We start from the raw sequence: 26,529 nt of genomic DNA, 5'->3' as shown, positions 1-26,529 counted from the left end.
TGGCAAAGCCGTCCGAAGCCTCCCTGCCTACCATGCCCAGCAAACGAGGCTTGGGGGTGCTGACGGGCTGGAAGCGTCTGTTTAAGTCGGTCAACAGTGGAAAAAGGAACAAGAGGGAAAATCAATTGATGTGCCATAAATAAGCATAAAAAGCATATGTAAATACGCTAAATAAGCAACAATATGGAGCTGTTTTGCGTTTAATAAGAAGAAGCAACGCCCAATAAAACAGTCTCTTGCTGATGGAAACGACTCCCGCGCCCGCCCCCCTTTCGTCCGGTACGATGCTCCTGGTGGCGTCGGCCCGCCGCAACCTGCGGCAAGCCTTAAACCACCCGGCTTTTAGCCCGGAGCGCCGGCAGCGAGCCGAGCAGCTCCTAAGCGGCAGCACCGACGCGGCTTGCCTACTGAAGTGGAAAGCCCTGGCCCTGCGCGAGTGCGAGGCCTGGGAAGATGCCACCCTGCTACGGGAAGAAGCCCAGCCGGGTCCGCCGGCTCATCCTGAATACGCCTACTAACGCCAATGAGCCCCTTTTCTCACCCATTCCCTTTTCGTTATGAAAGCTGCCTCCGCCCCCCGCGCCGACGTGTACGAGATTATCACCAACCGCATTATCCTGGCCCTGGAAAACGGGGTGACGCCCTGGAAACAGCTGTGGTCCGCGGCCCACGGCGCGCCCCGCAACTACCGCAGCCAGCACGTGTACCAGGGCATCAACGCCTTTTTGCTGGGCATGCTGGCCCACGAGCAGCCCTATTACCTGACCTTCAACCAGGCCCGCGAGCTGGGCGGGTGCGTGCGCAAAGGCGAGAAAGGCATGCCCGTAGTGTTCTACAAAGTGAGCAAGAAGGAGGACGCCCAGGGTAAGGAGAAGAAAGTAGCCATCCTGCAGTACTCCACCGTCTTCAACATCGCCCAGATTGACGGCGTCGACTGGCAGCTGCCCGAGCTGCCCACCCGCGAGCACACGGCGCAGGAAGCCGCCGAGCAGATTGTGGCCGGCTACGCGGGCGGCCCGCGCATCCGCTACAACGGCCCCGACGCCCACTACCGCACCAGCACCGACACGGTGAGCGTGCCCGCGGCCAGCCGCTTTCACACAGTTGAGGACTATTACTCCACCCTGTTTCACGAGCTAACCCACTCCACCGGCCACGCCAAGCGCCTGGACCGGGCCACGCTGAGCGAAAAGGCCTCGTTTGGCTCCGAAACCTACGTTAAGGAAGAACTGGTAGCCGAGTTGGGCACCGCATTTCTGAGCAACGCCGCCGGGCTGGATTTGACCCGCAGCGAGCCGAGCACGGCCAGCTACCTCGCCAACTGGCTGCAGGCCCTGCGAGGCGACAAGCGCCTGATTATCTCCGCCGCCAGCCAGGCCCAAAAAGCGGCCAATCACATTCTGGGCGTGGTGCCCAGCTACCCAGCCGAAGAGGAAGCCTCCGCAGCCGGCGAGTAGGGGAGGGGCTCAACGAGCCGGCCGGAGCAATCCGGCCGGGCTCCGAGGGCGCCGACCAAAGGAAAACGCTCGGTTAACGTCACTACCAGCAATTAGTATCATGATGAGTACGCCCGCACTCGCCGCTCGCCAACCCGAAATCAGTTCCCAGGAGTGGGCCGCTGACCCACAGCAGTGCCCCGCATGGATTGGCTTCCTCACCCGCGCCAGCCTGCCGGCTGGCCTGATTTGGTCCGGTACCGGGGAGGTCCCCGCCATAAGTACCCGCGTGCACGTTTACCTAAACAGCTTCGGTCCGGCCGTGGTCAAAGCCTACTTTCACGCCGACGGATTTTTGGGCGTGCTCGGTGAGTTTGAGCGCCTGCCAGACTGGTTTCGCCGGCAAAGCCCGGGTGTGACGATGGGGCACCTGTTTGGTCGGTAGCTGGAACCGGCCCGGCCCAGGCCCCTCAACTCGGAGAATAAATCAGGGCCAAGTTCAGCCGGGGCGGGTGGCCAGGCGGCAACGGTCAGCCCGGTTGATGACTGGATACCGGATTACCCGCCTCAGGAAGAAGAGGGAGAGGATAACCAGGACGCCAGAGAGTAGGCGGAAAACCCACCGAACGAGCTGCGCGATTAAAAGATCCGGGAAGAGGGTTGCGCAATTTGGCCGGCTGCCCTTTTTCACGCAGGTTGCCTTTTCCGCTGCGCCGAGGCTCGGGTGCTGCGCTTAGCGCAAGCCCACCATCTTCAAAAACAGCCCGCCGGGGTTCTTATCCGCTTTCACCTTGCCGGTTTTGTGCTTGTAGGTGAACGAGAACAAGGCATTCAGCTTCTTGGCGTCCCCGAGAATCTGACTGATGAGCTTGGGGTCCCGGATTTCCAGCTCCTCCAGGTTCTGCAGGGCCCGCCGCTGCTTTTCCTCCTCGGCCCCGTCCTCGAAGGGAATGGGCAGCTGCTGCGGCACCTGCCCATTCACAAAAAAGCGGATGCTGTGAAAGGAGCGCCCTTTTTTGATGAGCTCGTAGTTGATGCGCAGGTCGGTGTGCTCGTTGATTTGGGTGGTGGCCACGTCGAGCACGTACTTCTGCAGGGCCGAAATCTTCTCGTACTGCTCCGACTCCAGGCCCTTGGGGTCCTTGAGCGCGAGCATAATCTTGAACTCGTCCAGGGTGAAGGTCTTGGTTTCGCCGATGTCCTTCCACTGCGAGGCAATCTGGTAGATGCGCTTGGCGTACTTGCTCGACAGGCTGAAGACCGACTGCAGGCGGTAGGACGTGAAGTTGTTCTTCAGGTCAATCAAATAGCGCCGCATGCGCTCGGATATCTCCAGCTCGATGATGCCCTCGCCCTTCACGTAGAGCGCCGAGGCCAGCAAACCCACCTGCAGCACGTGCTTGTTGTCCTCGATGTGGTACTCGCGACTGCGCAGGTTGGAGGTCGCCTCCAGCAGGCGCTGGTAGTTCCAAACCCGGCCCGTAAGCTGCTCCAGCTCCTTGACCCGGATGCGGTAGATGGTCCCGGGCTGGTCTTCCTTGCGCAGCACCGATAAGAGCGAGAAGACAATGTCCATCTCACAGGCGCTCATCTCGTAGCGGGCCGTGGTGATGGCATTGTGCTGCCGGATTTCCAGGTAGGAGGTTTCAGTGGTGGCGGGGACGCTCATGCGGGTAGGGATAAGGCGCTTCTATGGCCAAATATAAGCAACTTGCAGTAGTTAAAAGGAAGGCTTCCTTCGCACTCTATCCTTTGGCTTACCATCTCTATCCCTACCACTTACGAAAGCTATCCTTTCGCGTACCATCCCTATCCTTTCGCTTACCGAATCTATCCTTTGTACTTACCATCCCTATCCTTTCGCTTACTATCCCTATCCTTAAATGGGTATAAAAATCAGAAAGTCAAGAGCTTGAGACCCCTGCAAATAGAGTAAATACTTGACAAATAAAAAAAACTCACAAATTTGTTGATGTTCGAATGTAAAAAGGCTTTTAGGGGTACAAAACGGGGAGGGCAAGGCAAGGAAACAACAAAAAAGAAGGCATATTTTAGCACAAACCGAGATATCACTATTTAAAGAAAAAATATACCATTATTTACTTCAACAGGTTTCCTTTAACGGTAGCCTCGTCTTTAAAGATAGTATAAAAAGTGCCTTAGAGCACCGAAGAGGCCTTTTTTACTCAGGTACTGTGATTCTTAAGCCTCGACAGTAGCGTCAGCTCCCCGCCCCGGCACCCACGAGGCCCGCAAAAGGATAGAAATGGTTGCCAGATTTCGTGGCCCAACGCGTGAAAGGATAGAAATGGTAAGCCAAACCACTCTTCCGAGGCTGAAAGGATAGAAATGGTAAGCATTCGCAGCCACTGGGGCCACTTTTTCGACCTAGCTGGGTTCAGTAAGGGAGCCGCACCCAAGCCATTGACTTACCATTTCTATCCTTTCACGGCCTCCTCCGGGACTCGCTGGCCACCTTAAAATCTGCCTCTATTAGCTGGAAAGTACGATTCAGTAAGCCAAATTGAGAAATCACGTCGCTGAACCAGGACTCATTCGAGCGGAACTGCCGGTCTCAGTAGGCCATGAGTTGACTTACAAAAACTATCCTTTCGCTAATCGAACGCTATCCTTTTGCCATCGGCTCACTAGGGGAAAGGTCCGGCCGCCGGCTGGAATGGAACCGGCATTTCCCGAAACAGCCCCCGGCCCACCGTCCACCAGGTCGACTTTGCGCCCTACCCGGGCCAGTGAAAAAACCACTTTTTATTAAGCGGGTAGGAACGGAAAAAAGCGGCGACGGGTCGCGCCCGTTTGGTCCTGTAGGGTGCCAGGCCGTAAGTATGCCAATTTAGCTCCTTTCTTTACCGGTATGAAAACCCCTAAACCCGCGCCGCCAACCATTCAGGTGATGCCCCTGGAGCGCGAGCAGCCGCCCAAGGTGGCCGTTACCTGCCGCTCGCTGGCGGAGCTGATACACTCGCTGGGTACCCGCAAGGAAGTGTCGGAAGCCTGGAAAGTAGTGCCGCGCACCCTGGCTTTGCGCATGCAGAAGCCCGAAACCGCTACTCTTGAAGAGCTGCAGCGCCTGGCCGTGCTGGCCAAGCTGGACCTGCCCACCGTATTCGAGCTGGCGTACTACCAAATGCAGCACCCGGTGGCTATTCCCACCCCGCAGCTGGGCCGGCCCAGGCAGCACTAAGGCGCGGCAGTGCCGGCCCATTCGCGTGGGCTTGGTGCATTTCATCACCAACTTTTTACCACTCGTCCTTTTTTCGCTTTAGGCGGGCCAGGGCTTAGTAGTTTCGTAGTGTACCGTCCGACAGATTAGCCCTAGGATGATTAAATGTGAACCGTATGGAAGTTGCCGAATGCCCGGAAGTGGCCCCGTTACCTTTTCCCGACCTGAGTCTAACCGTTTCCTATCCTGAGGCCCTGCGCTACGCTCAGGGGCGGCTGAAAATGCTGGGCAGCGGTGGGCTGAAGCCCTTTTGTGAAACGCACCAGCTCACCTACACCAACGTCATCAACCTCAAGAACGGCAAGCTCAAGCGCGAGAAGCCACGCCTGGTGCAGCGTTTGCTCGGCACCCTGGCCGTGCCCACCGAGCTGCTGCATTACCCGCTGGGCAGCAAGACCCCGTGCTTTCTGCTCCCGGATGCCGAGGCGCTGGCCATGTTTCGAGCCCAACTGCAGTTTCTCACCGCGGCGGAATAAGCTCAGATGAGGGAGCCATTTGCCCCGTAAAAACGTTTATGACTTAGGACCCACTAGTTGCCGATGAACCCGTCCGGTCCTAAGCCGGGCGGGTTATTTTTTACCCCTCTACCTTGACTTGTGGCCATTCAGGACGGTTTATTCAATCCCCGGGACCAGATTATCTACAACCGGCTGGGCATCACCAACCCCGAGGAACTGCGCGAGCTGGAAGGCACTACTCAATTACCATCATGGGCCAGCTGCTGGCTGGCACCCTGGACATACCGGGCCAGTTCAACGCCGCGCACCTCAAACAGATTCACCGGGAGCTGTTCCAAGACGTGTACGACTGGGCCGGGCTGACCTGCGCCCACGGGCCCGACGGACCCTTTCAGGGTCAGAAGCCGGCCTTACGTGCTCAATCCCCAGGGCGACATGATGCGGTACGCACCCTACGCGCAGCTCGACCAGCGACTGGATGCCATCGGCGCCCAGCTCCAGCAAGAGAGTACCCTCCGGGGCCTCAGCCCATCGCAGTTCGCTGAGCGGGCGGCTTACTACTTCGACCAGTACCACCATGCCCACGCCTTCCGCGAGGGCAACGGCCGCACCATCCAGGCCTTGATGGCTGTGCTGGGCCGGCAGGCCGGATACCAGGTGGAGTTGAAACCGGCTGCGGCCGCGCAGCTCAACAACGTGCGTGACCTGGCCGTCATCCGGCCCTACGGCCCTCTACAGCCAGAAAAGAACTTAGAGCCGCTGGCTTTGCTGCTGCATACGGCTATCAAGCCCCTGCGCGGCCGGGAAGCTGAAAAGCTGCGCGCCCCCAGCCAGGCCCGGCCCTTGGCGGCGCCCACGCCCGATATGCAGCGCATGGAAGCCCAGCGGGTCCTGCAGGCCAGTGCCTACGTCATTGGAGGCGCCTTGGGGGGGATACTACCCGCGGCAACCAACTCCTGCAGCAGATGAGCCAAGTATTGAACGGCCAGGATACGGCATCCGAACGAGGCGGCAGCATTCAGCAAGCGGCTTTAGAAGTCTCCAAGCACCCAGTGCTCAAACAAGAGGCGCCATTGGTGCTGCACGCGGTGGCCTTGGCCCAGAGCGTGCAGCAACTGGTCAAGCTGGAACTGCACCCGCTCCTGAAAAAATCAACACGCGGCCGAATTGAAAGGCCGGGTGTTGAGGCCCCGCCGGCCCAAGCGGTAGGCTGCCAGTTGTTAGGGCGTCGAATAACGAATTGAACTACACAGAATTATATGAAGCGCTGCTTCACTGAAGCAACATGTCATTGTTTCGTTGAAGCGATGCTTCATACATAGTAGTTGTACCAGGAAAAGCGATTTTTCAGTACCCCCGGAAGGGACTATTTCCCTGAACCCCAGCCGCACCCGTTCAGCGCGCGGGCTAGGAGAGTTAACGCGCCAAGTAGGCCCGCACGTCCGCCACCAAGGGGCCGACGGCCAGCACGGCGTTGCGCAACCTAGTTTCCGAGCAGTTCAACTGCTGGCACCAGTAGTAAACCTCGTTGGCGGAATGCAGCCCGACCCGGGTGGGGTCGGTGGGGCAGCGGGAAGCGGACATAGCAGGGAAAGGTAACGCCAGGGAAACGGGGAAGGCCAACGGCGGGCTACTCGGCCGCCACCCGCACCCCCAGGCAGAGGCCGGGGGAGGGCATTCGGGTGGCCCCGTTACTACCTTCATCTTCCGGCGTAAGGACTGAGTCCGTGCGCTGCGTCCTGGTAGGCTGAAAACCCGGATAAGGTTAGCCTTTTTTTGCGTTTGCACCGCTAGTCAGGCGACGTCCTGCTGGAGTTGGCTGTCCAAACAGTAGGGAGTAAGGACCCGCTCCGGGCCGTTACCCCTAAACCACCTCACTCGGGAGGTGGTTAACGGTGCTGGTTGGTGCATAGCCCGGTAAGTTCGCTCATGCCGCTGAGGGTGGTGGATGGCCTCCAAACGTCTGACTTAGCACAGTATTTTTAGCTTCCCGCATGCGCCAGGCTCGGCTGATATCACGCCACGTGGGGTCTTAGGAGGATTGGGTGTTGTTAAACAAATAGGGTAAAACCTCCGACCCGCCCCATATGAGTCCAATAGGCAGCACGCTCATTAACTGCTGGGATGCGTGGCCCATCGCTTTTGAAGCAGGCAGGCCCAAGTTTAGGCGTTGCCGAAGTGTTGCTGCCAGGATTGTTCCAATAAGAGATAGGTTAGTTGTGGTGCTACCAAGCCAGGAGCGCCTACGCACCAACTGCCGCATAGAGCCCCGTATTGCAGGCATTTTTGCGCCGGCTCCTGGTGTAGCCAGCCGTAGAGGAAACCGGCAAAAAAGTTGTCCCCGGCCCCGTTGCTGTCAACTAGGACCCGGGCTGGTACGGCCGCCTGCTCCAACCACTGGCCCTCGGCCGTGAGCAGGGTAGCTCCTGCCGCGCCGTGGGTGCATACCACCAGGCGCTTGCCCGCGGCCCGCAGCTGTTGCATCACGGGTCTGTAATCGGGCAGGGTATCCGAACTGAGATGAACGTAGTGAGCCACCTCGATAAACGGTTGGTGGTAGGGGTTGTGCCCATCGTAGTCGTGCAGGTCGGTCCAGATGGGGTGGGGGTAGCCAGCCAGCAAGGGAATTAACTGCTTGCAATAGCTGAGGATATTCAGCACCAGGCACGCGCTGTCTTGCAGCAGGGCCATTACCTGGGCCTGATCGAATGCCAGCTGTGGCGAGGACTGCGTGATAAACAAGGAGATGCGCTGGCCGCGGGCATCCATCAGGTTGATGTGACGCTCGGTGCCGGCGGGGTCCACCACGTAGTGGGCCCGCACACCCTGCGCCTGCAAATCCGCGACGATGTGGCGGCCGTAGGCATCATCGCCCACGGCCGAATACAACGTAGTCGGTAGGCCCAGCTTTGTGAGGGCCAGGGCCTTGCCTGCCCCGGTGGAGCCCGTTCCTTCGTGGAAAGGCGCCTGGTGGATGGTCCGCGGCTGCGGAGCCGGCAGCTCAGGCAAGGTCACGATGTGGTCGAAGCTCGTGCCGCCCAGGACAAGGATAGGTGCCATAAGCCGTAGCTACTCCTTTGGGTTTAGCGCAATTCCCACACCAGGGCGGTGTATGCCGGTACGAAGGCGGTTTGCAGGTCTGAAACGACGGCATTGGTCAGCACATCCTGCGCGGCGGTATAGCCCTTCAGGCGTTCAGCAAACCGGGTCAGCGGTACCGTTTTGGCGGCCGCGCTGCAGTTCATCATCACCAGTACGCTTTGCCCTTGGGCGTTGTGGCGGAAGTACGTATACACGCCATCCTCCGGCACGAAGTGCGTAAGCTGCCCGGTTTGCAGCACCGGATGCGTTTTGCGGTACTGGGCCAGCCGGCGTACGTACTCGTGCATGTCCTGCTGGGCCGGGGTGCGGCCGGCGGCCGTGAAGGCGTTTTGCTTGTCGCCGGGAAAGCCGCCGGGGAAATCGGAGCGCAGCAGGCCGTCGGGGCGGCTGAAGTTCTTCATCAGCACCTCGGTGCCGTAGTAGAGCTGCGGAATGCCGCGCTCGGTGAGCAGCCAGGCCAGCGCCATTTTCTGCTTGCGCACGTCTTCGCCCAGCACCGAAAACACGCGGTCCACGTCGTGGTTGTCCAGAAAAATGACGTTGCGGCTGGCATCTTCGTACATCCAGTCGCCCTGCACGGCGTAGTAGAGCTTGGCCACGCCCTCGGCAAAGCCGGCCGGTTTGGTCAGGCTCTCGAGCAGGGCCTGGCGCAAGATAAAGTCAATGGCACCGGGCAGGTTACTCTTGAAGCCGCCTACGGGCGGAAACACGTTACGGGTCCAGAACGCCTGTTGGGCCACGCCCTCGGCTTCCTGCATCCAGGTTTCGCCAAACATGCCCAGCTGCGGGTACTCGTCGAGAATGGCCTGGCCCCAGTTCATCAAAAAGGTAGGGTCAGAGTAGGTGTAGGTATCCACGCGGTAGCCGTCGACGCCGGTGTATTCCACCCACCACAGGAAATTCTGGATGAGGTACGTCGCCACTAACGGATTCTCCTGGGCCGGGTCGGGCATGGTGACATCAAACCAGGTAGTGCTGAAGAACGTGCGGTCCAAGGCGGCTACGTGCGGGTCGTTCACCGTGCCGTTGCGGTAGTTGCCCTTCGTGGGCTGGGGCCACTGGTGAAACCAGTCCCGGGCCGGCTGGTCGAGCCACAGGTAATGGCCACTGCCAATGTGGTTGAGCACCACGTCGTGAATCACTTTCAAGCCCTGCCGGTGGGCGCGTTGCACAAAGCGCACGTAGTCCTCGTTGGTGCCGTAGTGCGGGTCCACCGCATAATAGTCGGTGAGGGCGTAGCCGTGGTAACCCGCTTTGGGCATGTTGTTGTCGACCACCGGCGTGGGCCAGATGGCCGTCACGCCCAGTTCTTTCAGGTAGTTGAAATGCTGCTCAATGCCCCGCAGGTCGCCCCCGTGCCGGGCGTACATCGAGTCGCGGGCCACGCCGGGGGCGCGGTTACCTTTGACCACGTCGTTGGTCGGGTCGCCGTTGGCAAACCGGTCGGGCATGAGCAGGTAAATGAGGTCGGCGCTGCTAATGCCCTGCACTTGCGATTTGTCGCCGGGCGTCGTGCGGGCCCGCAACTCGTACGCGTACGTGCTTTTCTGCTTGCCGGCAAAGGTCAGCTGCAGCTTGCCGGGCCGGGCCGCCGGACTGATGGTGAGATTGACGAGCAGGTAGTTGGGGCTTTCCAGTCGCTGAAAGCCGTCGAACGTCACGCCCGGGTAGCTGGCCAGGCTCACCCGGCTGGTGGCCAGGCCCGGGCCGTGCACCAGCAATTGCAGTTTCGGATTTTTCATGCCCACCCACCAGAAGGTCGGGTCGATGCGGCTAATGGACGCGGCCGGCTTGGCAAGGGGCGCGGCGCTGGCGGCCAGCCGGCTCACGAGTACGAGCAGCAGCACCAGCAAGGTTTTGGGGAAGGACATGAGGGGGAAAAGCAGGGCCGGCTCAGCGGCCGGCGGGTGAACGGAAGGGTTGAGTACCGTCCCGGCCGGACGAGATATCCGTCGCCTGGCCGAATGGGTTAGGCAAACCTACCGCGCCGCTTTTCGCGCAGCGCCCCGTTTTCCGAAAGCGGTTACTTTTGACATATCCACTTTTTAAAACCCTGAAATCCTTATGATTGCAGCACAGAAAACAGGTACCGCTTTTGAAATGCGGCACTTCAGCGGGGCCGCCGCCAGGGCTCCTACCTAGCCCCGGCTCCCGTACCACGGCTGCTCACTCCTCGCTGACGCCGTTGAAATACTGGCGCGGGGTCTGGTCGGTTTGCTTTTTGAACGCCCGGTTGAAGGCGGTTTTGGAGTTGAAGCCCACTTCCAGCGCCACCCCCAGCAGGCTGTAGTGCTGGGCGCGCGGCGTGGCCATCACCGCTTTGAATTCCTCAACCCGGTAAGAATTAATGAAGTCGAAAAAGTTCTTCTCAAATCCCTCGTTGATGACTTTCGAGAGCACATGCGGCGGCAGCTTCAGGCCGGTTGCCAGCTCGTGGATGGTCAGGTTGGGGTTGAGGTACGGCTTATGCTGCTGCATGTAGTCGGTCACGGTGGCCTGCAAGGCCGGCTGGTCGAGGGCCAGCGGCGGCCGGGCCGGGCTAGGGCGCGGCGCTTCTACCGGCGTGGTGACTGGCGGTGCTGCTGGCGCGGCTGCCGGCAACGGCAAGGCAGGCGCTGGGATGTCCGCAGGATACGCCGGGGCGGCGGGCACCAGCTTAAAGATTTCGGGCTGCCGGATAGCGACGTAGCCCAAAAAGTAGGGCAGGGTGGAAAACGTCAGCCAGATTAATTCCACGTTGCGGGCCGCCAGCGAATACACATCGAACTCCACCCAACGGCTGGCCAGCACGAGCACAAACAGAAACCCCCACAAGGCCAGGCAAGCCGCCTGAATACCCAACACCGTACCGAGGTACTGCAAGTTCTGCTCATACGAAACGCTGGCTTCGTACTGCCGGGTATAGGCCCGCAGGGTGCGCCGGCAGGCCAGCCAATAGGCTCCATTGCTCAGCCAAGCGGCGGCCCCGGTTGCCAGCAGCACCGCGCGGAGCGTACCGTCGTGGCTCACCAGCTTGAGCTGAAACTCGTAGCTATCGAGCAGAAAATAGGGCAAATACACCAGCAGCTGCAGGCCCGCCGGCAGCAGATACAGCCACTGGCGGGGCGGTTGCGCTTCGTTGAACAGCAGGCGGCGCAGGTAGCAGTAAAACAGCGGCCCGTAGAGAAACCAGATAAAATCAGGCAGCAGCGCCAGTTTGGGATACGCGTTAGCCACCTCGCGGTAGCTGCTCACCACCGTGAGCAGCATGGCCAGCGCCCCCAGGCCCAACAGCCACAGCAGCCACCGATTGGCCACCCGGTTGGCGTGCTGCGTATTGGGAATGGCCACTACCAGCAGCAGCCCCTGCAGGCACGAGAACAGCAGCAACAGGTCGTAAAGGGAGTAGAATTGGAAGGTGCTGGCCAAATCTTCCCAGCTTTGCACGCGCACTTCCAGCTCGCCGGCCCGGGCCTGCTGGCGCGTCGCCACCCGGTTGGCCCGCACCTGCCCGTGCCCGCTGCCCTCAACAGCGGCCCAGCTCCCCCGCGACACCTTGTATTCGATGCGCGCCTGCGTCGTGCGCAACACCAGGCCGAACAACCCATTGGGCTGCGGCCGAAACCGGTAGCGGGCATCCGCAGGCTGCCAGTTATTGAAGGAGCCGACCAGATAGAAGGCCGCATCGGCCGGCGTATTAGCGGGTAAGCGGGTAATGATGAACCGATAGGTACTAGGTAAGTGAATGGAATCGGTCGCTGTACTCCCCATGGGGGCGGTTTGTGCCACACCGGCCACCGGCGCGGCGGCACACCCGATGAGCCAGAAGAGTAGCGAAAAGAATAACCTACTGTGGGGGCGGAAAGGCACTAGATCAGGGGGTGAAAAGGGGAACGATAAAAACGCAAAAGTTGAACATCCGGTAGTTTAGGGGGGCGCATAATAGTCGCCTTGGTTAAAAGTTAGGTACAAAGATTAAACGGACGGCCACCGAGTGGCCGTCCGTTTAATCTTTGTACCTAACTTTTAACCAAGGCGAGTTTTGGAACCCTTCAACCGAACCGCCTACTTTATTTTTTCGCCCACTTTGTCGCGGCCGTTGGCGTGCAAAATCATTGTGAGCACGCGGCCCTGCGCATCTCGGGTGAAGGACACTTCAAACTCTTCCTGCTCGCGAATAAAAAACCGGGTTTCGGACAGCGCCGCCAGTTCGCCCCGGGGGCCGTGGAAGGGATAGGTTTGCAGCACCCCGTTCTCCAGCTTCACGTCCACCACCAGGTCTTGCTCTTTTATCAAGTACGTGCCCGTGTACGGCCGGAGCATTTCGGGCGCTAGGGCAATGGCGTGCTTGGTCACAGGCAGTTGGTAAGGCTGGCCGTAGAGGACGGCCAGCAAGCCTTTCGCGATGGCATCGAGGCTGGGGGTTTCCGTGTTGCTGAGCAGCACGATGCACACGTCGTCGGCTGGAACCCGCACCAAGGTGCTGCGAAAGCCCCAAGTGCCGCCGCTGTGCGAAACCGTACGCTGGCCCGCGACGGAATCAATCACCCAGCCGTAGCCATAGTGGTTTCTTACCGGCGTGTAAGCCCGGACTGCCGACGCCGCTCCCATGGTTCGGTGGCGCTGCAGCCCCATGTGCCACTTGTACAAGTCGCCCACCGTCGAATACAGCGCCCCGGCGGCAAAGCTGATGGATGGGTCAATGGAAGGGGTTTCTTTCACGTACGCTTTGCCCACTTCCGCGTAGTAGCCCGCCGCCTTCGTGGCGTCGGCGAGGCGTTGGTAGTCGAACCCGCTACGGGCCATGCCCAGGGGAGTAAAAATGGTTTTTTGGATGGCTTGGGCGTAGCGCAACCCGGTTGCTTTCTCGATGATGTACCCCAGCAGGGAGTACCCGGAATTACTGTAACGCCAATCCGTGCCGGGCGCGAAATCCAGCGGCTGGTTCCGGAACAGCGCCAGCATCCGCTGCTCGGTGGCAGGCCGAGCCGTTTCGCTTAGCATGAAGTCGTTGAGTTGGGTGTAGTCGTAAATGCCCGACGTGTGGCTGAGCAACTGCGCCAGCGTGATGCTGTCGCCGTGCGGGAAATCGGGGTAGTGCCGGCTGAGTTTGTCCGTTATTGCCAGCTTGTTACGCTCGGCTAAGTGCAGCACGAGCGCGGCCGTGAAGGTTTTGGTGACCGAGGCAATCGGATAGCGGGTGTCGGGTCCGTTCGGGGCATGAGTGCGGCGATTAGCAAGGCCATAGCCTTTCTCTAGCAATATTTTCCCGTGCCGGGCTACCAGTACGGAGCCGGCAAAGTCGCCGCGGTCAGCGTAGGCTCGCAGCAATGCTTCCAGTTCCAGGGCGGGCGTTTGGGCGTGCGCGCACAACGGTGCCGTCGCCAGCAGCACCAGCAGCAGGGTGAGTATCTTTTTCATAAAGTAGTAAGGAATAGCAGCCGCCGGCGGGCGCAGCCGCTCAGTTTATTCGGTGAAGCTGGATAAAATCGTCTACTTCCTGGGCGTAGGTGGCACCAATGGGCAGTTCGTGCCGCTGCACCCAGACGCTGCGCCGGTCGGCCTTGGTGACCTGCTGTTTCGCCACCACAAACGAGCGGTGAACGCGCAGAAACACCGACGAAGGGAGCAGGGCCATAGCCTCGTTCATGGTCAAGCGTGACACCACGCGTTGCGTCGTCAACACGAATTGCACGTAGTTGCCCACGCTCTCAGCGTACAACACCTCGCTCAGTTCCACGCGTACCTGCTGGCTGCCGCTCTTGACGAACACGAACGTTGGTACAACGTCCCGGCTAGGCGCGTTTTTTAATTTATACTGTTCTTGGGCCCGGTTGCACGCCTGCAGGAACCGCGCTTGCGAGAACGGCTTGAGCAGGTAATCGAGGGCATTCAGCTCAAAGCTGTGCACGGCGTGCTCGCTGTGGGCGGTGGTGAAAATGACCAGGGGCGGACGGGACAGGGTTTTGAGCAAGTCAACCCCCGATATTCCCGGCATTTTGATGTCCAAAAACAGTAAATCGATGCTGTTCTGCTGCAAAAAACCGGCGGCGTCGAACGGGGAGGTGAAGTACCGAGCCACGCGCACGAAGGGCACTTCGGCCACCAATTGCCGGATGACGTCGAGCGCCACGGGTTCGTCGTCAAGGACGATTGCGTTCAAGGTGTTCACCGTTCGGTTAGTTGAGAGCGTGATTAATCCAGAGATCCACCGTGAATTCTCCGTGGCTGCTTCCGTAGGCAAGCCCGTGCCGGTCGCCGTAGACCAACCGCAGGCGTTCCGCCACGTTAGGCAGGCCCACCCCCGACGCCCCTGTGTCCGGGTCCGGGGCTGCTTGCGCGTGAACGCTGTTGCGGACCTGGAAGTGGATTCGCTCGGCGTCGCAGCGGAATCGGACGCGTATCCACGACTTTTCTGTGCCGGAGAGGCCGTGCTTGAAGGCGTTTTCAACAAAGGGAATCAGCACCATCGGGGTTATCCGGTAGCGGTCCGTGGCGTCGTCGGCGATGTCGGCTTCAATCGTTACGTGGGCCGCCGCCTGCACGCGCAACTGCTGCAAGGCCAAGTAATTCTGTAGGTAGTCCGTTTCCCGGCGCAAGGGAATAAAGTCCTGATGATTGTCGTGCAGCATGAAGCGCATCATATCGCCCAACTGCTGGATGCCTACTGCAGTTTCCTGCGCGCCGCGCGCCAGGGCCGACCCGTACAAGGCATTCAGGACGTTGAACAAAAAGTGAGGATTAATCTGGGCCCGTAGCGCCTGCAGCGTCGCGGTGGATTGGACAAGGGCTTGTTTAAGGCCGAGTAACTGCCGGATTTTATCTTTGTGCTGCACGTAGCGCACCCAGGCGGTAGGAGTGACTAGGAGCAATTGCACGGCCCAAGACCCCAGCCAAACGGGACCAAAAGGCCCTGTTTGCTGAAAAAACACAGCAAAAGGAAACGAGTACAGAGCCGTGGACAACAGCAGCCGGGCCACGAACGCAAAGGTGATGCGCGGCTGCTGCCAGTAAGTCGGAAGCAGCCAGTAGGTAAGACTGAAATAGGTGAGCGCAGCCGCGGGCAGCAGGCTGAAGTACAACAGATAAAAAAGGTCGTTGTCGACCAATTGCAGGGTGTGAAGTACCAGCGGCAGCAACAAGAAAGGAACCACGGCGGCCGTTATCTGATTGCTCACCAGCACGCGGTAAACGGCTGTAGCTCCCGGCCGTTCAAGATGCCGGATAACGTGTTCCCGTCCCATTAGGTAAGCTGCCAACACGGCGGTCAGGACCAGGGCCCGGTCCAACCCGGTCAACCAATTTGTCAGCGGGGCGTCGTTGTACCCCAACCAGGCGAGCAGGCCAAACCCGTCGTAGTTGAAGTAGGCGGGCTGGGCGTAGTAGGTCGCAACGTTCACGCCCAGCGCCAGCGAGCAGGCCGCCACGACCAACTGCAGCCCGGTCCCGGCGTGACGCAGCTGCGTTTTTCGCCGGTGGCGAGCACTCTCCGAAGCCAACAGAAAACGGCAGTACAGGTACCAGCCGTAAAAGAGCAACACCGCGCCGAACTGAGGCCCGAGCACATTACGATAAAGATCAAACGGCTGATTGTGCGCCCGAAACGGAACTGCGTAGTGGCTGTGTACTTGTTCAGCCGTGATGCGGCTACCTTCCCACAAACAGTTGATAAGTGCGAGAGAGGTCACCAGCGTAATGGTTATCAGCTCGTGTTTTGGCCAGCGCGACTTCATTATCTTTTTTCACAAGGTTAACGCATGAAAAACGCGGCCGAGTGAGAATGTGACGAAACCGCAGGAACCTGGGACAGATAGTCAAACTATAGGTCTTCTGACAAGTATACCATGAGGTGATTTAGTAGTTGGACCTAGTCCGACGTTAAACGCTGGGTGTAGCTTCAACACTGCCTGAGTTGGTCTAGGCATGACGGACAGAAGAAGGACGTATAGTTCTTCTGTCATGGCAACAAAATCAATCGGGGCGTCGCCCGACCAACGGCGTAAATATGATGAGGCCTTCAAGGCCGAGGCGCTGCGCCTGGCTTCGGAGAGTCGGAGCACGCAGGCCGCGGCCCGTCAGTTGGGCATCAGCCCCAAGCTGCTCTACCGGTGGCAGCAAGTGCAGCTCGTGGCCGAGGTGGGCAGTGCCGACGTCGCCCGCGACCCGGAGGTCCGTGCCCTGCGCGCCCGGCTCAAACGGGCCGAGCAGGAGCTCGATATTTTAAAAAAAGCCTTGGTCCTCTTCGGCCAGGCGACCCCGTGAGCACCTACCAGCACATCGCCCAGCGGCAGGCCCGGGTGCCGGTGCGCCAGCTCTGCCAGGTGCTGCGCGTGGCCCCGGCCGCCTATTATGCCTGGCAGCGCCGGCAGCAGGTGTCGGCAATAGAGCCGGCCTGGCAAGTAGCCGTGCGCGAGGCATTTGCGCGCCACAGCCAGCGCTACGGCACGCGCCGGATGCGCGCCGAAGTGCAGGTCCAGGGCCACGCGGTGGGCCGCAGGCGCATCCGCCGCGTGCTCCACGCGCACGGCCTGCGCGCCCAGCAGCCCTGCTCGTTCGTGCCGCGCACCACCGATTCCGACCCGGCCGTGCGCGCCGCGCCCAACCGCTTGCTTGGCCAGCCGGCCCCCACGGCCCCGAACCGGGTCTGGGTCGGCGACATCACATACTTGCCCCGCCAAGGCGGCGGCTGGCTGTATCTGGCCGTGTGGCTGGACCGCTGTTCGCGCAAAATCGTGGGCTGGGACGTGCGCGACACCATGCCCGAGGACCTGGTCAGCGAAGCGTTGCGCCGCGCCTTAGCCGTACGCCAGCCCCCGGCGGGGCTCATCGTTCATTCCGACCAGGGCAGCCAGTACACGGCCACCCGTTTCAAGCAACTGCTCACCCGCCACGGGGCTTTGCCGAGCATGAGCCGGCGGGGCAACTGCTACGATAACGCCCACGCCGAATCATTTTGGAGCCGCTTCAAAGCCGAACTGCGCGACGGCGGCCGCTTTTCCAGCCTGGCCGAAGCCCGGCTGGAAATCAGCCACCACATCGCTTATTACAACGCGGAACGACGTCATTCCTCGCTCGGTTACCTCGCGCCCAACCTCTTCGAAAAGCAACTTCAAACAATGTCCCAATTCTGTCCGGCTTAGCTAGATCACCTCAATTGCCATGGTTGGAGTTCTAGCAGCCAAAGTAGGCACTCAATAATGCTCGTTTTGCTTTTCAGACCATTTGGATAGCCTCTTTGCTTGTGTTTCTTACTACAGCAAGCTGCCGGCTAATGCTTCGCAAATTACCACAGGCGGTGGGCAGGGTACGTTGATAGCCCCAAACTCCCCGACTCAGCGTTAGCCGTTTCCCGCAATCAGGAGCAGCAGCATGGCGACCAGCAACACGGTGCGGTTGCGGCTCAGCTGCTGGGCAAACACTCCGCTGCTGACCAGGAGGGTTTCCAGCTCGCGGGGCAGCGCCTCCGCCGAGCGGATGACGCCCTTGCCTATAAAACTCAGGGCCGCTTGCTGGAACCGCATCAGCGTTTCCCCACCCGCCGTCTTCCAGTACGCCTCCTGTTCCCACAGGCTGGTGGAGAGCACAAAAAGTTCGCCACTCGCCCGCGTTAACGCCGGTTCGCCGAACAGGCCGAAGCGAATCTCCCCCAGCGGCTCGCCGTCTTTCGTTATGAAAATGTCGCTGCTCCAAAAGCTCTTTCGCGCAAACTGGAGCTTCGTGTCGTGGTCGGTGTATACCGCGTCATGATGCCACCAGCTCGTAAACAGCAGCTGCCCCTCCCGCTGCCGTTCCAGGGTGATGACAAACCGCTGGGCCAGCCAGTCCGCGCACTTCCAGGTTGATGTTTTCATGTTAACGCAAGGGGGTAAGGTTAAAAGAGAATGCGAAAGAAGGGTTCTGCCGGGGCATGTACAGGCCCCCGGCATTTGCCCCGGCACCGGTGCCAAGCCGCGCACCGGGTAGCCGGCGCGAGCCAACACTTCCTGCGGCGCAAATGGGCGCGGGCGCCCCCGCGGCCAGGAGCTTAGACTGGCGCATTTAGCCTGAAAAGCCGCAGGGCCGGGCCGAAACGCTTATTACAGCTCCTTCACGTTGTCGTCCAGCCGCCGGTCGATAATCATGTTGTAAGGATCTATGGCTACTGAAGCAGGCTTCTTGTTCACCACAAAGCGGAGCCGGTTGTCGCCGGGGCGCAGGCGGCGCTTCACCATCAACATCGGCGGCACGGGCTTTTTGTCTTTGCCCAGCTCTGGGAATACGGCCACTGGCAGGGCGTCGCGGCTCTGGTCGGCCGGGCGCTGATTACCGGAGCTGTCGGCGTAGAACTTGTTGCTCTTCACCGTGAAGTCCACTTGGTACTGGCCGTTGGGCAGCTTCTTGCTGGTAGCGGTGGTCACGCGGTTGTCGAACAGGGTGATGCGCTCAAACTGGTCGGTGATATACGGCTGCAGCGAGTCGGGCGCAGCGCGGCGCAGGTAGCCGATAAACTCGGGCGAGTTGGTGTAGGGCGGCTGCTGGAAGGCGGTGGCGGCCACGTACTTTTTCAGGGCGCCGTTGAGGGTGGCCTCACCCAGGTAGTCCTGCAGCGCATACATCACCACGGAGCCTTTGCGGTAGTGGATGTACTGCTGATTCTCGACCAATGCCAGCGGCACCTCCTTTTTCTGCTCGGTGCTGCGGCCCTGCAGGTAGCGGCTCATGTCGAGCTTGAGAAAGCGCTGCATGGTGCTGGCTCCGTTGTGGTGGTTGAGCACCATGAGGGCTGAGTACTCAGACATGGCTTCCGACATAAGCGTGCTGCCCTGCACGGCGCCGCCCACTACCTGGTGGCCCCACCACTGGTGCGCCACTTCGTGGGCCGTTATGTAGTAGGGTATGTTCAAGTCCTCTGGGTTGTTGTCGTCCACATCGGCCACGAAGCCAATGGCTTCCGAGAACGGAATGGTGTTGGCGAAGCTTTGGGCGAAGGCCGCATACTGCGGAAACTCCAGGATGCGCAGCTGCCGATGCTGGTAGGGTGAGAAATTCCGGGAGCAGTACGCCAGCGCGTCCTTGGCACCTTCGGCCATGCGCTTGAGGTTGTACTCGTGGCCCGGGTGGTAGTAGATAACCACCGGGATGGTGCGCCGGCCGGCCGTGTCTACCCACTGGTCGGAATAGGTTTTGTAGCGGGCCGACAGAAAGGTGTAGAAGTTTTTCATGGGCCGGTCCATCACGTAGGTGAAGTAGCGGCGGCCGTCCTTCACCCACTCCTTTTGGAGGTAGCCGGGGGCCACGGCCGTCTGGTCGGCTTCGGTGCTGACGGTGGTCCGGAAGCGTATCCAGTCGGCATCGGTGCCGATGTAGGTGTTCTGGCGGGCCTTCAGGTCATCGACCCTGGCCATGCGGGGCTTGGGCTTCAGGCCATAGTTTTTGCGGTCCTGGTCGCCGCTGATTTCGACTTCCTCGCGGTAGCCCAGGCCGGGCAGGTAGCCGTTGCTGATAAACGTGCCATTGTACACGATGTCCGTGTTGGAGCCCGCGTTAGGGAAGCCGCGCTCCTGATAAAACAAATCCAGACGCAGGGCCAGCGAGTCGCCAGGAGCCAGGGGCCGGGCCAGGCGGTAGATGCGGAAGCCAAAGGTGGTGTCGTTCAGGGCCAGGGTGGCCTGGCCGGGGGCACCCAGCGCGAGGCTACGCACCCGCGGATGCCGCTCTGCGGGCAAGCTCACAATCACCGAGTCCAGCGGCTCCGCGTGCTTGTTTACCAGCGTAAACTGACCCCGGAACCGCACGGCGCGGGTGCTGGGAAAGATGTCGGTCTTCAGGCTCACGGCCGTGACGCGGGGCTGCGGCACGTCTTTGTAGCGGCGGTACTGCTGCTCGTAGGCCAGCTGCTGCTGCTCGCCGGCCTTGGGGCTGAGGTACTGGTTCAACACGTTAGTATTGTAGAAGATGTAGCCGCCGGCACCCAGGCTGATGAGCAGGCCCAGCGCCAGCGTGGCGCTGCTGCCGGCACTCCAGCGGCGGCGCGCCTCGCGCAGGCGGCCGGTGGTGTCGGTGCCGCGCACCCAGAGCAGCGTGGCGGCCAGCACCATCAGCAGGGCTACGCCGGCCCAGAGCAGCTTGTTCCACCAGAAGGCGGGCAGAAAATGGCCGTAGCCGTTCATGGCTGAGTAGGGGCCGGGCGTGATGCTGCCCCCAAAATCCAGCAGCCGGTGGCCCAGGCCGATTTGCGGCCGAAACGCGTCGGCCAGGTAGTACACCATGATGACGGCGAAGCCCAGGTACTTATTATTCACCACTACCTGCGTTACCATGGCCAGCACACAGAGTAGCAGCAGGAAGGGCAGCTGGTAGAGGAACAGCGCCTGCAGGTACAGGCCGATTTCGAAGTTGAAGTAGCCTTTCAGCGTTTGGGTGAGCAGGCCACACCCCATCACTACGGCCATGAGCACCACCTGCACCAGTCCCAGCGCGGCCAGCTTGCTCAGAAACGGCACCCCGTTGGGAATCGGCACGGCATCAACAATCTGGGCCACGCCGGCCTGGCGCTCGCGCCAGACCAGCTCGCCGCTGTAGAAGATGATGATGGCGAACAGGAACAGGAAAAACGGCCCGCCCGCGATGCTCAGGTACTGACTGGTGAGCGGAAAGGTGGGGGTATCGAACGTCTTGCCGGCCTGGGAAGCGGTAGCCAGCAGCACAATGATGCCGGCGCCGGCAATAGCCGCGAAGTAGCGGCTGCGCACGATACCCCAAAACTCCAGCCTAGTCAGGCTCCACCACTGGCTGAGGCTCAGGCCACCGGAGAAAACCTGCGTCACGCGCGGCAGGCGCAGGCCGCCGGGTAAGCCTGGCTGCACCGCATCAGCTTCCGCCAGCGCGCCAGCCGTAGCTGCTGAGGCGTGCCGAACCTTCTTCGACACCTTTTCCGAAGCCAGCGCCGAAAACGTAAACCGCGCGTAGCAAAACGCCAGCAGCGCCAGCCCAAAGCTCAGCCACACGGCCCGGTTGAGCAGCAGGTAGCTGGACAGCGGCACGAGCAGGGTGTTTTTCTCCGGGGTGGTGAGGTAGCGCGTAGTAAATTCCAGGGCCGTAAGGCCGAAAGCGTCCAACGCCGCTACCAGGTGCTCGTTCTTCAGATCATTCAGGTAGGCGACGGAGACGATGTAAGCCACCAACAGCAGTACGGCGCCGATGTAAGTGCTCAGGATGTTGCGCGTGAGCGTGGCCGTGGTAAAGAAAATGGCGCCCGTAAACAGCAGGTTGGGCAGCACCAGCGTGAGGTAGGGCCACAGGTAGGTGCCCGGCGGCGTGCTGGCCAGAAACCGGTCCTGCTCTATCCAGGGCATGATGCCGGCCAGCCCGATGCCCAGCCCGATGCCGCTGAACACGAGCGCCGCAATCAGATAAGACCCCAGAAAGCGCCCGCCCAGGTAGCCGAATTTGCTGATGGGCGTAGTGTAGAACAACGGGTGGGTGCGGTGCTCAAAGTCGCGGTACACCGGGTTGCCCATGAGCGAAGAGGCAATGATGACGCCGAACACGCTCAGCAGGGTAATCGTAATGGAAACCGAAAACGGCGCGTTGATTTTCACCGCCTGCCCGTCGCCGCCGATGCTCACGTCGCTGCCCGGCCCGAAGCCGCCGCCCGCCGCCGTGACCAGCAGAAACGCCAGCATGAACAGGATGGCAAAGTAAATCCAGGTAGCCGGGCGCTTCAGCCGGTATTTCAGTTCGAAAAGGAGTATAGGAAGAAACATGAGCGGCAATTAGAAATTGAGAAGTGAAAACGGACGGTGGCAGCACCCTGCGAAGCCCTGCGCCAACCACGGCGGGACTCTGCGCGAAATATTCCTCACGCCGTCACAAACCCATTTTTTACTCTCCCCTCATAATTCTTAATTTCCGAGAAATACACGTCCTCCAGGTCCGGATTCACCGCCTCAAACCCACTGTCCGGGGCCGAGTCGGCCAGGATATGCACCACGGTTTGGCCCGCGAACAGGCGCGAGCTGATAACCTGCTGGCTGGCTTGCAGCGCCGGCAGTTCCTGCTTCTCAACCAGCTTTTTCCAGATTTTGCCCCGTAGGTTGTGCATCACCGTGAGCGGGTCGCCGGTGAGCAGCACCTCGCCCTTGTTGATGATGGCCATGTGGCGGCAGAGGTCACTCACGTCGCTCACAATGTGGGTGCTCAGAATCACAACCAGGTTTTCGCCAATCTCACTCAGCAGGTTGTGGAAGCGGTTCCGCTCGGCGGGGTCGAGGCCGGCGGTGGGTTCGTCCACAATGATGAGGCGGGGGTTGCCCAGCAGCGCCTGCGCGATGCCGAAACGCTGCTTCATGCCGCCGGAGTAGCCGCCCACGTGCTTTTTGCGCACGTCATACAGGTTGGTCTGATGCAGCAGGGCCGCCACCATCTCCTTGCGCTCCTGGCCGTTGGCAATGCCCTTGAGGGTAGCAAAATGGTTGAGCAGCTCCTCGGCGCTTACACTGGGATACACGCCAAACTCCTGCGGCAAATAGCCTAGCACCCGGCGCACCGCCTCCTTATCGCGCAGCACGTCAATATCGTCGAGCCGGATGGAACCCGTGTCGGCGTCCTGCAGCGTGGCAATGGTGCGCATCAGGCTGGACTTGCCGGCCCCGTTGGGGCCCAGCAGGCCAAACATGCCGGTAGGAATGTCCAGGCTGACGTTTTTGAGGGCCTGGGTGCCGTTGGGGTAGGTTTTGGAGAGGTTAGTAATGGTGAGGGACATGAGAAAGAAGATGAGGTAGTGGCTTGTGGGGGACAAATCTCCTCCTACCGTGGCCGGCTAACACATATTCATGACGGTAATCGGCTAAAGCATGACCAACTACTCTCTGGCGCTGACCAACGCAGTTGGTCATTTTAAATTGAATGCCGCTGGCCGGTTTCAGTAGTTTTGCAGCATGGCAATTGCACAGTTTATCAGGCTGCGGGCCTTCCGCCACGGGGTGGTTTGGCTGCTCATACTAGGTTACCATGGCGCCCTGGCGTGGGCCAACTTCACCGGGGCTCAACCGCAGGACGGGCTGCGGCTGCAGGTCCTCTCGCTGGTCGTGGTGGCACCCGCCATTTATGTGCACGGTTGGCTGCTCACGCGCTTCATGGAGCAACGGCGCTACGCGTTATATGCCGCAGCTACCCTGGGCTTGGTGTTGACAGCCGGAGCCCTGCTCGATTTACTCAGCGAAGTGGAAAGTATTGCGGGGGCAAACGCGGGCGCTCCGAATCAAACGGCTGCTTCTTTGTACGGCCACGCGGTGGGCAACCTGCTGCTGTTTCTGCTCATTGCCACCATTGCCCGTTACGTGCGGCGCGGCATCGTGAGCCACTTCCAGATGCAGCAGCTGCGGGCCCTGCAGCTCGAAACCGAGCTGAGCCTGCTCAAAGCGCAGGTCAACCAGCACTTCCTTTTCAACACCCTCAACAACCTGTATGGCCTGAGCCTGGCCGCCCCCGACCAGATGCCCGAGGCGCTGCTGCAGCTGGCCGGCCTGATGCGCTACCAGCTCGACAGCTCCCGCCAGGCCACCGTGACCGTGGGCACCGAGGCCGAGTACCTGGCCAACTACATCGGGCTAGAAAAGCTGCGCCTGCGCCACAACACGCAAGTGGAATTCACCGTGGACCTGCCCCACCCCGAGCAGCCCCTGGCTCCCCTGCTGCTGCTGCCGCTGGTCGAAAACTGCTTCAAGCACGCCATCGGCCCCAGCGGCCAGAACACCATTCGCATCGAACTCACCCAAACCGATGTGGGCCTGACCCTGCGTACCGGCAACAGCATTCCGCCGCACTTTCGAGCGGTGCCCTCCGGCCTGGGGCTGCCTACCTTGCGGGCCCGGCTGGCGCAGTACTACCCCGGCCAGCGCCACCAGCTTGACATTGAGTCCAGCAGCACGTTTTACGCCGCTAACCTGCAACTGGCGCTGTAGCGTTGTAGAAGACGCCTATTTGCGCCTCTACAACGCTACAGCGCCAGTTGCAGGTTAAAGGTGTCGGAAACGCGCCCAGCCACCCATTATCGTTCAATGAAGGGACGCAACTAGGCGTTTCTACATCATACATTTTCGCCCAATGCCTGCTCCCCTGCGCTGCCTGTTGGTTGACGACGAGCCCCTGGCCCACACCGTGCTGCGCACGTACCTTGACCGCCTGCCGGGCCTCGTGACCTGGGCCGGCAGCTGCTACGGCGCTGTGGAAGCCCTCACCTTGCTGCGCACCACGCCCGTCGACGTGCTGTTTTTGGACGTGGACATGCCCGAGCTCACCGGCCTCGAGCTGCTGCGCGCCCTGCCCCAGCCGCCAGCCGTGGTGCTGTGCACGGCCCACGCGGCCCACGCCATCGACGCCTTCGACCTAGGCGTGGTGGATTACCTGCTGAAACCCATTCGCTTCGAACGGTTTGTGAAGGCCATCAGCCGCTTGCAGACTGGCCTTACGGCTCCATCTGCTCTGCCTCCAGCGGCGGCCATGCCCACTGCGTCTCCGGCTCCCGACTTTATTTTTCTGAAAACCGATGCTGGCACCGAACGGGTGCGTTTTGCCGACCTGCGCATTGTGGAGGGCTACGGCAATTTTGTGAAATGCTACCTGGCCTCAGGCCGCATGCTGCTCACCGCCGAAACAATGAAGCAGATGGAAAGCCAGCTGCCCGCCGGCCAGTTCATGCGCACCCACAAGTCCTACCTGGTGAACCTAAGCAGCGTGGAGCGCCTGAGTGGCAATGTATTGCTGGTGGGCCCGCGCGAGGTGCCCGTGGGCAACACCTACCGGCAGGAGGTGCTACGGCAGCTGCATTTGCGATAGGCAGCGGCGCTACTTCAAAATGCTTTTTTTTCCAGGGCCCGAATGGCGGCATTGTCAGCGGCCGTGGCGGGCAACACGTTGCCCGCACCCCAGTAGGGCCGGCCAAACCGAGCCACCCAGCCAGCGCGAACAATCCCCAAAGCCCTTCCTCAACCGTTTGCATAAACATGGAAGCAGCAAATTCAGGGTCTTTTAATTTAAATCTGCTAATCAACATAAAGGCATGAAAATCATAAATATGCACAAGCGAAGCATTCAGCAGTCAAAGCTTCGAATAGGTGAGCTATTGAGGACCTTGTCTTCTAAGAACGACCTGATGTTGGCAACCGATAAATGGTCCCCAATGATATTAGACAAAGGATTAGCAATAGGGTCAAAAGGTGGACACGGACCAATGAAGTATGTAATTGAAAAGTATGAGCCAGATGAATTCATACAATTCACCTTCACTGGCCCCCAAGGTTTTCGCGGATTTCATACGTTTGAAATCACGGCATTAGACGATAATGTAAGCGAACTTAAACACACCATTGAGATGACTACAACCGGGTTGGCGGCGACTTTGCAGTGGTTAATCGCCATTCGTTGGCTACACGATGCTTACATAGAGGATGCCTTTGATAAAGTCGAAAGTCATTTTACAACCGAAAGGAAAAAGCGGAACTGGAGCATTTGGGTGAAATTATTGCGAAAAGCATTTAAGCCGAAACCCAATTAAAAACGAAACCATCATTTTAGCTGGTCACTTTAATAGCCGTTACAGTCCCTGCTTTGGGGCTGGCCTGCCAGCACGAGCAAGCCCCTAAGCAGGGGCAAACGCTTCGCCTCAACGCGCCAGAAGACTACTTACCCCCTCCCTCACCTAGACGAGCTCACCGGGAGTAGGGGTCGCACTGGAGTTGGAACAGAAAACAACGCTAAGGCCAGTTGGTCGAATTTTGGCGGGTGTGGGGTGTCTCATAATACGGGCCGATACTGGGGCGGTGCGGCCCTTGGCGCGTACGGCCCGGTGGAGACGGGCCTCTTGTTGAATGCGATTGCCCTGAGCTTGGTGTTGGCACGCCTGCTGGACGTCGAATGGGCGCTGGACAAGCACCCGGTGGCGTTTGTGGCCCTGGCTGGGGGCGTCCAGGTTGGCGCCTTCTGGTACTACAATCGCCGTTCCTGGCGGATTCTCAACCGCTACCAAGACGCTGAGTGGGTCAATCGCCTGCCCCTTGTGCTCGTGGTGATGACGTACTATGCGCTTAGTTTTGGGCTGGCCCTGCTTTGCGCACTGTACCGGAACCACAACGGGGTCTTTAAGTAAGGGAATAATCCCCTCCTGTTTTGAACGGAGCGCGTTTAAGCCACCACCGTTTTGGTAGACTTATGGGTAAGGGCAGCGAACTTGCTGCTCCCTTCCTGAGCTAATCCCTTTGTGAGGTGGTCTAGGAGAGCCGGACAGAAGAAGGACGTATATTTCTTCTGTTATGACAGCCAAAAAGAGCGGGTC

24 protein-coding genes are annotated in these 26,529 nt (G+C 60.1%); 13 read left to right on the top strand and 11 right to left on the bottom strand.

Annotated elements, in window-relative coordinates:
- Nucleotides 1-242 precede the first annotated feature (242 nt).
- From I2I05_RS19765 to I2I05_RS19755, 3 genes are all read left to right on the top strand, one after another.
- The gene (locus I2I05_RS19765; RefSeq protein ID WP_196283990.1) at nt 243-518 is read left to right on the top strand and encodes a hypothetical protein; all 276 of its coding nucleotides are present in this window, start codon (nt 243-245) and stop codon (nt 516-518) included.
- 39 nt (nt 519-557) lie between these two features.
- Nucleotides 558-1,457 (top strand): ArdC family protein, encoded by a 900-nt coding sequence (locus I2I05_RS19760; RefSeq protein ID WP_196283989.1) that lies wholly within the window; start codon nt 558-560, stop codon nt 1,455-1,457.
- A 100-nt stretch (nt 1,458-1,557) separates the two neighbouring features.
- Nucleotides 1,558-1,881: a hypothetical protein gene (locus I2I05_RS19755; RefSeq protein ID WP_196283988.1), complete on the top strand. Its 324-nt coding sequence runs from the start codon at nt 1,558-1,560 to the stop codon at nt 1,879-1,881.
- A gap of 288 nt (nt 1,882-2,169) precedes the next feature.
- On the opposite strand, the gene I2I05_RS19750 is transcribed toward I2I05_RS19755, so the two are convergent.
- On the bottom strand, nt 2,170-3,105 hold the full coding sequence (locus tag I2I05_RS19750) for a replication initiation protein (RefSeq protein WP_196283987.1): 936 nt from the start codon (nt 3,103-3,105) through the stop codon (nt 2,170-2,172).
- Between the two features lie 1,203 nt (nt 3,106-4,308).
- Here I2I05_RS19750 and I2I05_RS19745 point away from each other — a divergent pair.
- The 4 genes from I2I05_RS19745 to I2I05_RS19730 all read left to right on the top strand — a co-directional run bounded on the left by I2I05_RS19745 (nt 4,309) and on the right by I2I05_RS19730 (nt 6,379).
- Nucleotides 4,309-4,638 carry a hypothetical protein gene (locus I2I05_RS19745; protein WP_196283986.1) on the top strand — a complete coding sequence of 110 codons (330 nt, stop codon included), beginning with the start codon at nt 4,309-4,311 and terminating at the stop codon, nt 4,636-4,638.
- A 155-nt stretch (nt 4,639-4,793) separates the two neighbouring features.
- Nucleotides 4,794-5,153: a hypothetical protein gene (locus tag I2I05_RS19740; RefSeq protein WP_196283985.1), complete on the top strand. Its 360-nt coding sequence runs from the start codon at nt 4,794-4,796 to the stop codon at nt 5,151-5,153.
- A 396-nt stretch (nt 5,154-5,549) separates the two neighbouring features.
- Nucleotides 5,550-6,104 (top strand): Fic family protein, encoded by a 555-nt coding sequence (locus I2I05_RS19735; protein ID WP_196283984.1) that lies wholly within the window; start codon nt 5,550-5,552, stop codon nt 6,102-6,104.
- On the top strand, nt 6,101-6,379 hold the full coding sequence (locus tag I2I05_RS19730; RefSeq protein WP_196283983.1) for a hypothetical protein: 279 nt from the start codon (nt 6,101-6,103) through the stop codon (nt 6,377-6,379). The genes I2I05_RS19735 and I2I05_RS19730 overlap by 4 nt, the downstream gene beginning before the upstream one ends.
- 172 nt (nt 6,380-6,551) lie before the next feature.
- Here the strand turns inward: I2I05_RS19730 and I2I05_RS19725 are convergent, their stop codons facing one another.
- The 7 genes from I2I05_RS19725 to I2I05_RS19695 form a co-directional block, all read right to left on the bottom strand.
- Nucleotides 6,552-6,719, bottom strand: a complete 168-nt coding sequence (locus I2I05_RS19725; protein WP_196283982.1) for a DUF3606 domain-containing protein — start codon at nt 6,717-6,719, stop codon at nt 6,552-6,554.
- A 579-nt stretch (nt 6,720-7,298) separates the two neighbouring features.
- A complete protein-coding gene (locus I2I05_RS19720; RefSeq protein ID WP_196283981.1) occupies nt 7,299-8,195 on the bottom strand; it encodes a carbohydrate kinase family protein in 897 nt (298 codons plus the stop codon).
- 23 nt (nt 8,196-8,218) lie between these two features.
- On the bottom strand, nt 8,219-10,108 hold the full coding sequence (locus I2I05_RS19715) for an alpha-amylase family glycosyl hydrolase (protein ID WP_196283980.1): 1,890 nt from the start codon (nt 10,106-10,108) through the stop codon (nt 8,219-8,221).
- A 295-nt stretch (nt 10,109-10,403) separates the two neighbouring features.
- The gene (locus I2I05_RS22395; protein ID WP_196283979.1) at nt 10,404-12,086 is read right to left on the bottom strand and encodes a helix-turn-helix domain-containing protein; all 1,683 of its coding nucleotides are present in this window, start codon (nt 12,084-12,086) and stop codon (nt 10,404-10,406) included.
- A 195-nt stretch (nt 12,087-12,281) separates the two neighbouring features.
- Nucleotides 12,282-13,637, bottom strand: a complete 1,356-nt coding sequence (locus I2I05_RS19705) for a serine hydrolase (protein WP_196283978.1) — start codon at nt 13,635-13,637, stop codon at nt 12,282-12,284.
- 40 nt (nt 13,638-13,677) lie between these two features.
- Entirely contained in the window at nt 13,678-14,379 is a 702-nt protein-coding gene (locus tag I2I05_RS19700) for a LytR/AlgR family response regulator transcription factor (RefSeq protein WP_196283977.1), read from the bottom strand.
- 16 nt (nt 14,380-14,395) lie between these two features.
- A complete protein-coding gene (locus I2I05_RS19695) occupies nt 14,396-15,904 on the bottom strand; it encodes a sensor histidine kinase (RefSeq protein WP_196283976.1) in 1,509 nt (502 codons plus the stop codon).
- A gap of 271 nt (nt 15,905-16,175) precedes the next feature.
- Here I2I05_RS19695 and I2I05_RS19690 point away from each other — a divergent pair, with 271 nt between their 5' ends.
- Together I2I05_RS19690 and I2I05_RS19685 are read left to right on the top strand one after the other, a co-directional pair.
- On the top strand, nt 16,176-16,478 hold the full coding sequence (locus I2I05_RS19690; RefSeq protein ID WP_196283975.1) for a transposase: 303 nt from the start codon (nt 16,176-16,178) through the stop codon (nt 16,476-16,478).
- The gene (locus tag I2I05_RS19685; protein ID WP_196284032.1) at nt 16,475-17,356 is read left to right on the top strand and encodes an IS3 family transposase; all 882 of its coding nucleotides are present in this window, start codon (nt 16,475-16,477) and stop codon (nt 17,354-17,356) included. The genes I2I05_RS19690 and I2I05_RS19685 overlap by 4 nt, the downstream gene beginning before the upstream one ends.
- 198 nt (nt 17,357-17,554) lie before the next feature.
- On the opposite strand, the gene I2I05_RS19680 is transcribed toward I2I05_RS19685, so the two are convergent.
- From I2I05_RS19680 to I2I05_RS19670, 3 genes are all read right to left on the bottom strand, one after another.
- The gene (locus I2I05_RS19680; protein ID WP_196283974.1) at nt 17,555-18,067 is read right to left on the bottom strand and encodes a hypothetical protein; all 513 of its coding nucleotides are present in this window, start codon (nt 18,065-18,067) and stop codon (nt 17,555-17,557) included.
- A gap of 225 nt (nt 18,068-18,292) precedes the next feature.
- Complete coding sequence (locus I2I05_RS19675) at nt 18,293-21,961, bottom strand: ABC transporter permease/M1 family aminopeptidase (RefSeq protein WP_196283973.1); 3,669 nt, start codon at nt 21,959-21,961, stop codon at nt 18,293-18,295.
- 95 nt (nt 21,962-22,056) lie between these two features.
- Nucleotides 22,057-22,959 (bottom strand): ABC transporter ATP-binding protein, encoded by a 903-nt coding sequence (locus tag I2I05_RS19670; protein ID WP_196283972.1) that lies wholly within the window; start codon nt 22,957-22,959, stop codon nt 22,057-22,059.
- A gap of 175 nt (nt 22,960-23,134) precedes the next feature.
- Here I2I05_RS19670 and I2I05_RS19665 point away from each other — a divergent pair, with 175 nt between their 5' ends.
- The 4 genes from I2I05_RS19665 (at nt 23,135) to I2I05_RS19650 (ending at nt 26,343) form a co-directional block, all read left to right on the top strand.
- Nucleotides 23,135-24,160, top strand: coding sequence for a sensor histidine kinase (locus tag I2I05_RS19665; RefSeq protein WP_196283971.1), 1,026 nt, complete (start codon nt 23,135-23,137; stop codon nt 24,158-24,160).
- Between the two features lie 142 nt (nt 24,161-24,302).
- Nucleotides 24,303-25,034, top strand: a complete 732-nt coding sequence (locus tag I2I05_RS19660) for a LytR/AlgR family response regulator transcription factor (protein ID WP_196283970.1) — start codon at nt 24,303-24,305, stop codon at nt 25,032-25,034.
- A gap of 316 nt (nt 25,035-25,350) precedes the next feature.
- A complete protein-coding gene (locus tag I2I05_RS19655) occupies nt 25,351-25,752 on the top strand; it encodes a hypothetical protein (RefSeq protein WP_230688439.1) in 402 nt (133 codons plus the stop codon).
- A gap of 234 nt (nt 25,753-25,986) precedes the next feature.
- A complete protein-coding gene (locus I2I05_RS19650; protein WP_196283968.1) occupies nt 25,987-26,343 on the top strand; it encodes a hypothetical protein in 357 nt (118 codons plus the stop codon).
- Nucleotides 26,344-26,529: the final 186 nt, after the last annotated feature.

The sequence above is a fragment of the Hymenobacter jeongseonensis genome (assembly GCF_015694725.1).
GTDB lineage: Bacteria > Bacteroidota > Bacteroidia > Cytophagales > Hymenobacteraceae > Hymenobacter > Hymenobacter jeongseonensis.
Note: the sequence above shows the minus strand (reverse complement) of the source record. Positions and strands in the feature narration are given on the sequence as shown.

What these genes read in the sequence shown, in the direction of transcription:
- I2I05_RS19690 (WP_196283975.1), top strand. Translation starts at nt 16,176, where the DNA reads ATGGCAACAAAATCAATCGGGGCGTCGCCCGACCAACGGCGTAAATAT.
- I2I05_RS19755 (WP_196283988.1), top strand. Translation starts at nt 1,558, where the DNA reads ATGATGAGTACGCCCGCACTCGCCGCTCGCCAACCCGAAATCAGTTCC.
- I2I05_RS19750 (WP_196283987.1), bottom strand. Translation starts at nt 3,105, where the DNA reads ATGAGCGTCCCCGCCACCACTGAAACCTCCTACCTGGAAATCCGGCAG.
- I2I05_RS19740 (WP_196283985.1), top strand. Translation starts at nt 4,794, where the DNA reads ATGGAAGTTGCCGAATGCCCGGAAGTGGCCCCGTTACCTTTTCCCGAC.
- I2I05_RS19665 (WP_196283971.1), top strand. Translation starts at nt 23,135, where the DNA reads ATGGCAATTGCACAGTTTATCAGGCTGCGGGCCTTCCGCCACGGGGTG.
- I2I05_RS19725 (WP_196283982.1), bottom strand. Translation starts at nt 6,719, where the DNA reads ATGTCCGCTTCCCGCTGCCCCACCGACCCCACCCGGGTCGGGCTGCAT.
- I2I05_RS19715 (WP_196283980.1), bottom strand. Translation starts at nt 10,108, where the DNA reads ATGTCCTTCCCCAAAACCTTGCTGGTGCTGCTGCTCGTACTCGTGAGC.
- I2I05_RS19745 (WP_196283986.1), top strand. Translation starts at nt 4,309, where the DNA reads ATGAAAACCCCTAAACCCGCGCCGCCAACCATTCAGGTGATGCCCCTG.
- I2I05_RS19680 (WP_196283974.1), bottom strand. Translation starts at nt 18,067, where the DNA reads ATGAAAACATCAACCTGGAAGTGCGCGGACTGGCTGGCCCAGCGGTTT.
- I2I05_RS19675 (WP_196283973.1), bottom strand. Translation starts at nt 21,961, where the DNA reads ATGTTTCTTCCTATACTCCTTTTCGAACTGAAATACCGGCTGAAGCGC.
- I2I05_RS19660 (WP_196283970.1), top strand. Translation starts at nt 24,303, where the DNA reads ATGCCTGCTCCCCTGCGCTGCCTGTTGGTTGACGACGAGCCCCTGGCC.
- I2I05_RS19720 (WP_196283981.1), bottom strand. Translation starts at nt 8,195, where the DNA reads ATGGCACCTATCCTTGTCCTGGGCGGCACGAGCTTCGACCACATCGTG.
- I2I05_RS19670 (WP_196283972.1), bottom strand. Translation starts at nt 22,959, where the DNA reads ATGTCCCTCACCATTACTAACCTCTCCAAAACCTACCCCAACGGCACC.
- I2I05_RS19765 (WP_196283990.1), top strand. Translation starts at nt 243, where the DNA reads ATGGAAACGACTCCCGCGCCCGCCCCCCTTTCGTCCGGTACGATGCTC.
- I2I05_RS19760 (WP_196283989.1), top strand. Translation starts at nt 558, where the DNA reads ATGAAAGCTGCCTCCGCCCCCCGCGCCGACGTGTACGAGATTATCACC.
- I2I05_RS19730 (WP_196283983.1), top strand. Translation starts at nt 6,101, where the DNA reads ATGAGCCAAGTATTGAACGGCCAGGATACGGCATCCGAACGAGGCGGC.
- I2I05_RS19655 (WP_230688439.1), top strand. Translation starts at nt 25,351, where the DNA reads ATGTTGGCAACCGATAAATGGTCCCCAATGATATTAGACAAAGGATTA.
- I2I05_RS19705 (WP_196283978.1), bottom strand. Translation starts at nt 13,637, where the DNA reads ATGAAAAAGATACTCACCCTGCTGCTGGTGCTGCTGGCGACGGCACCG.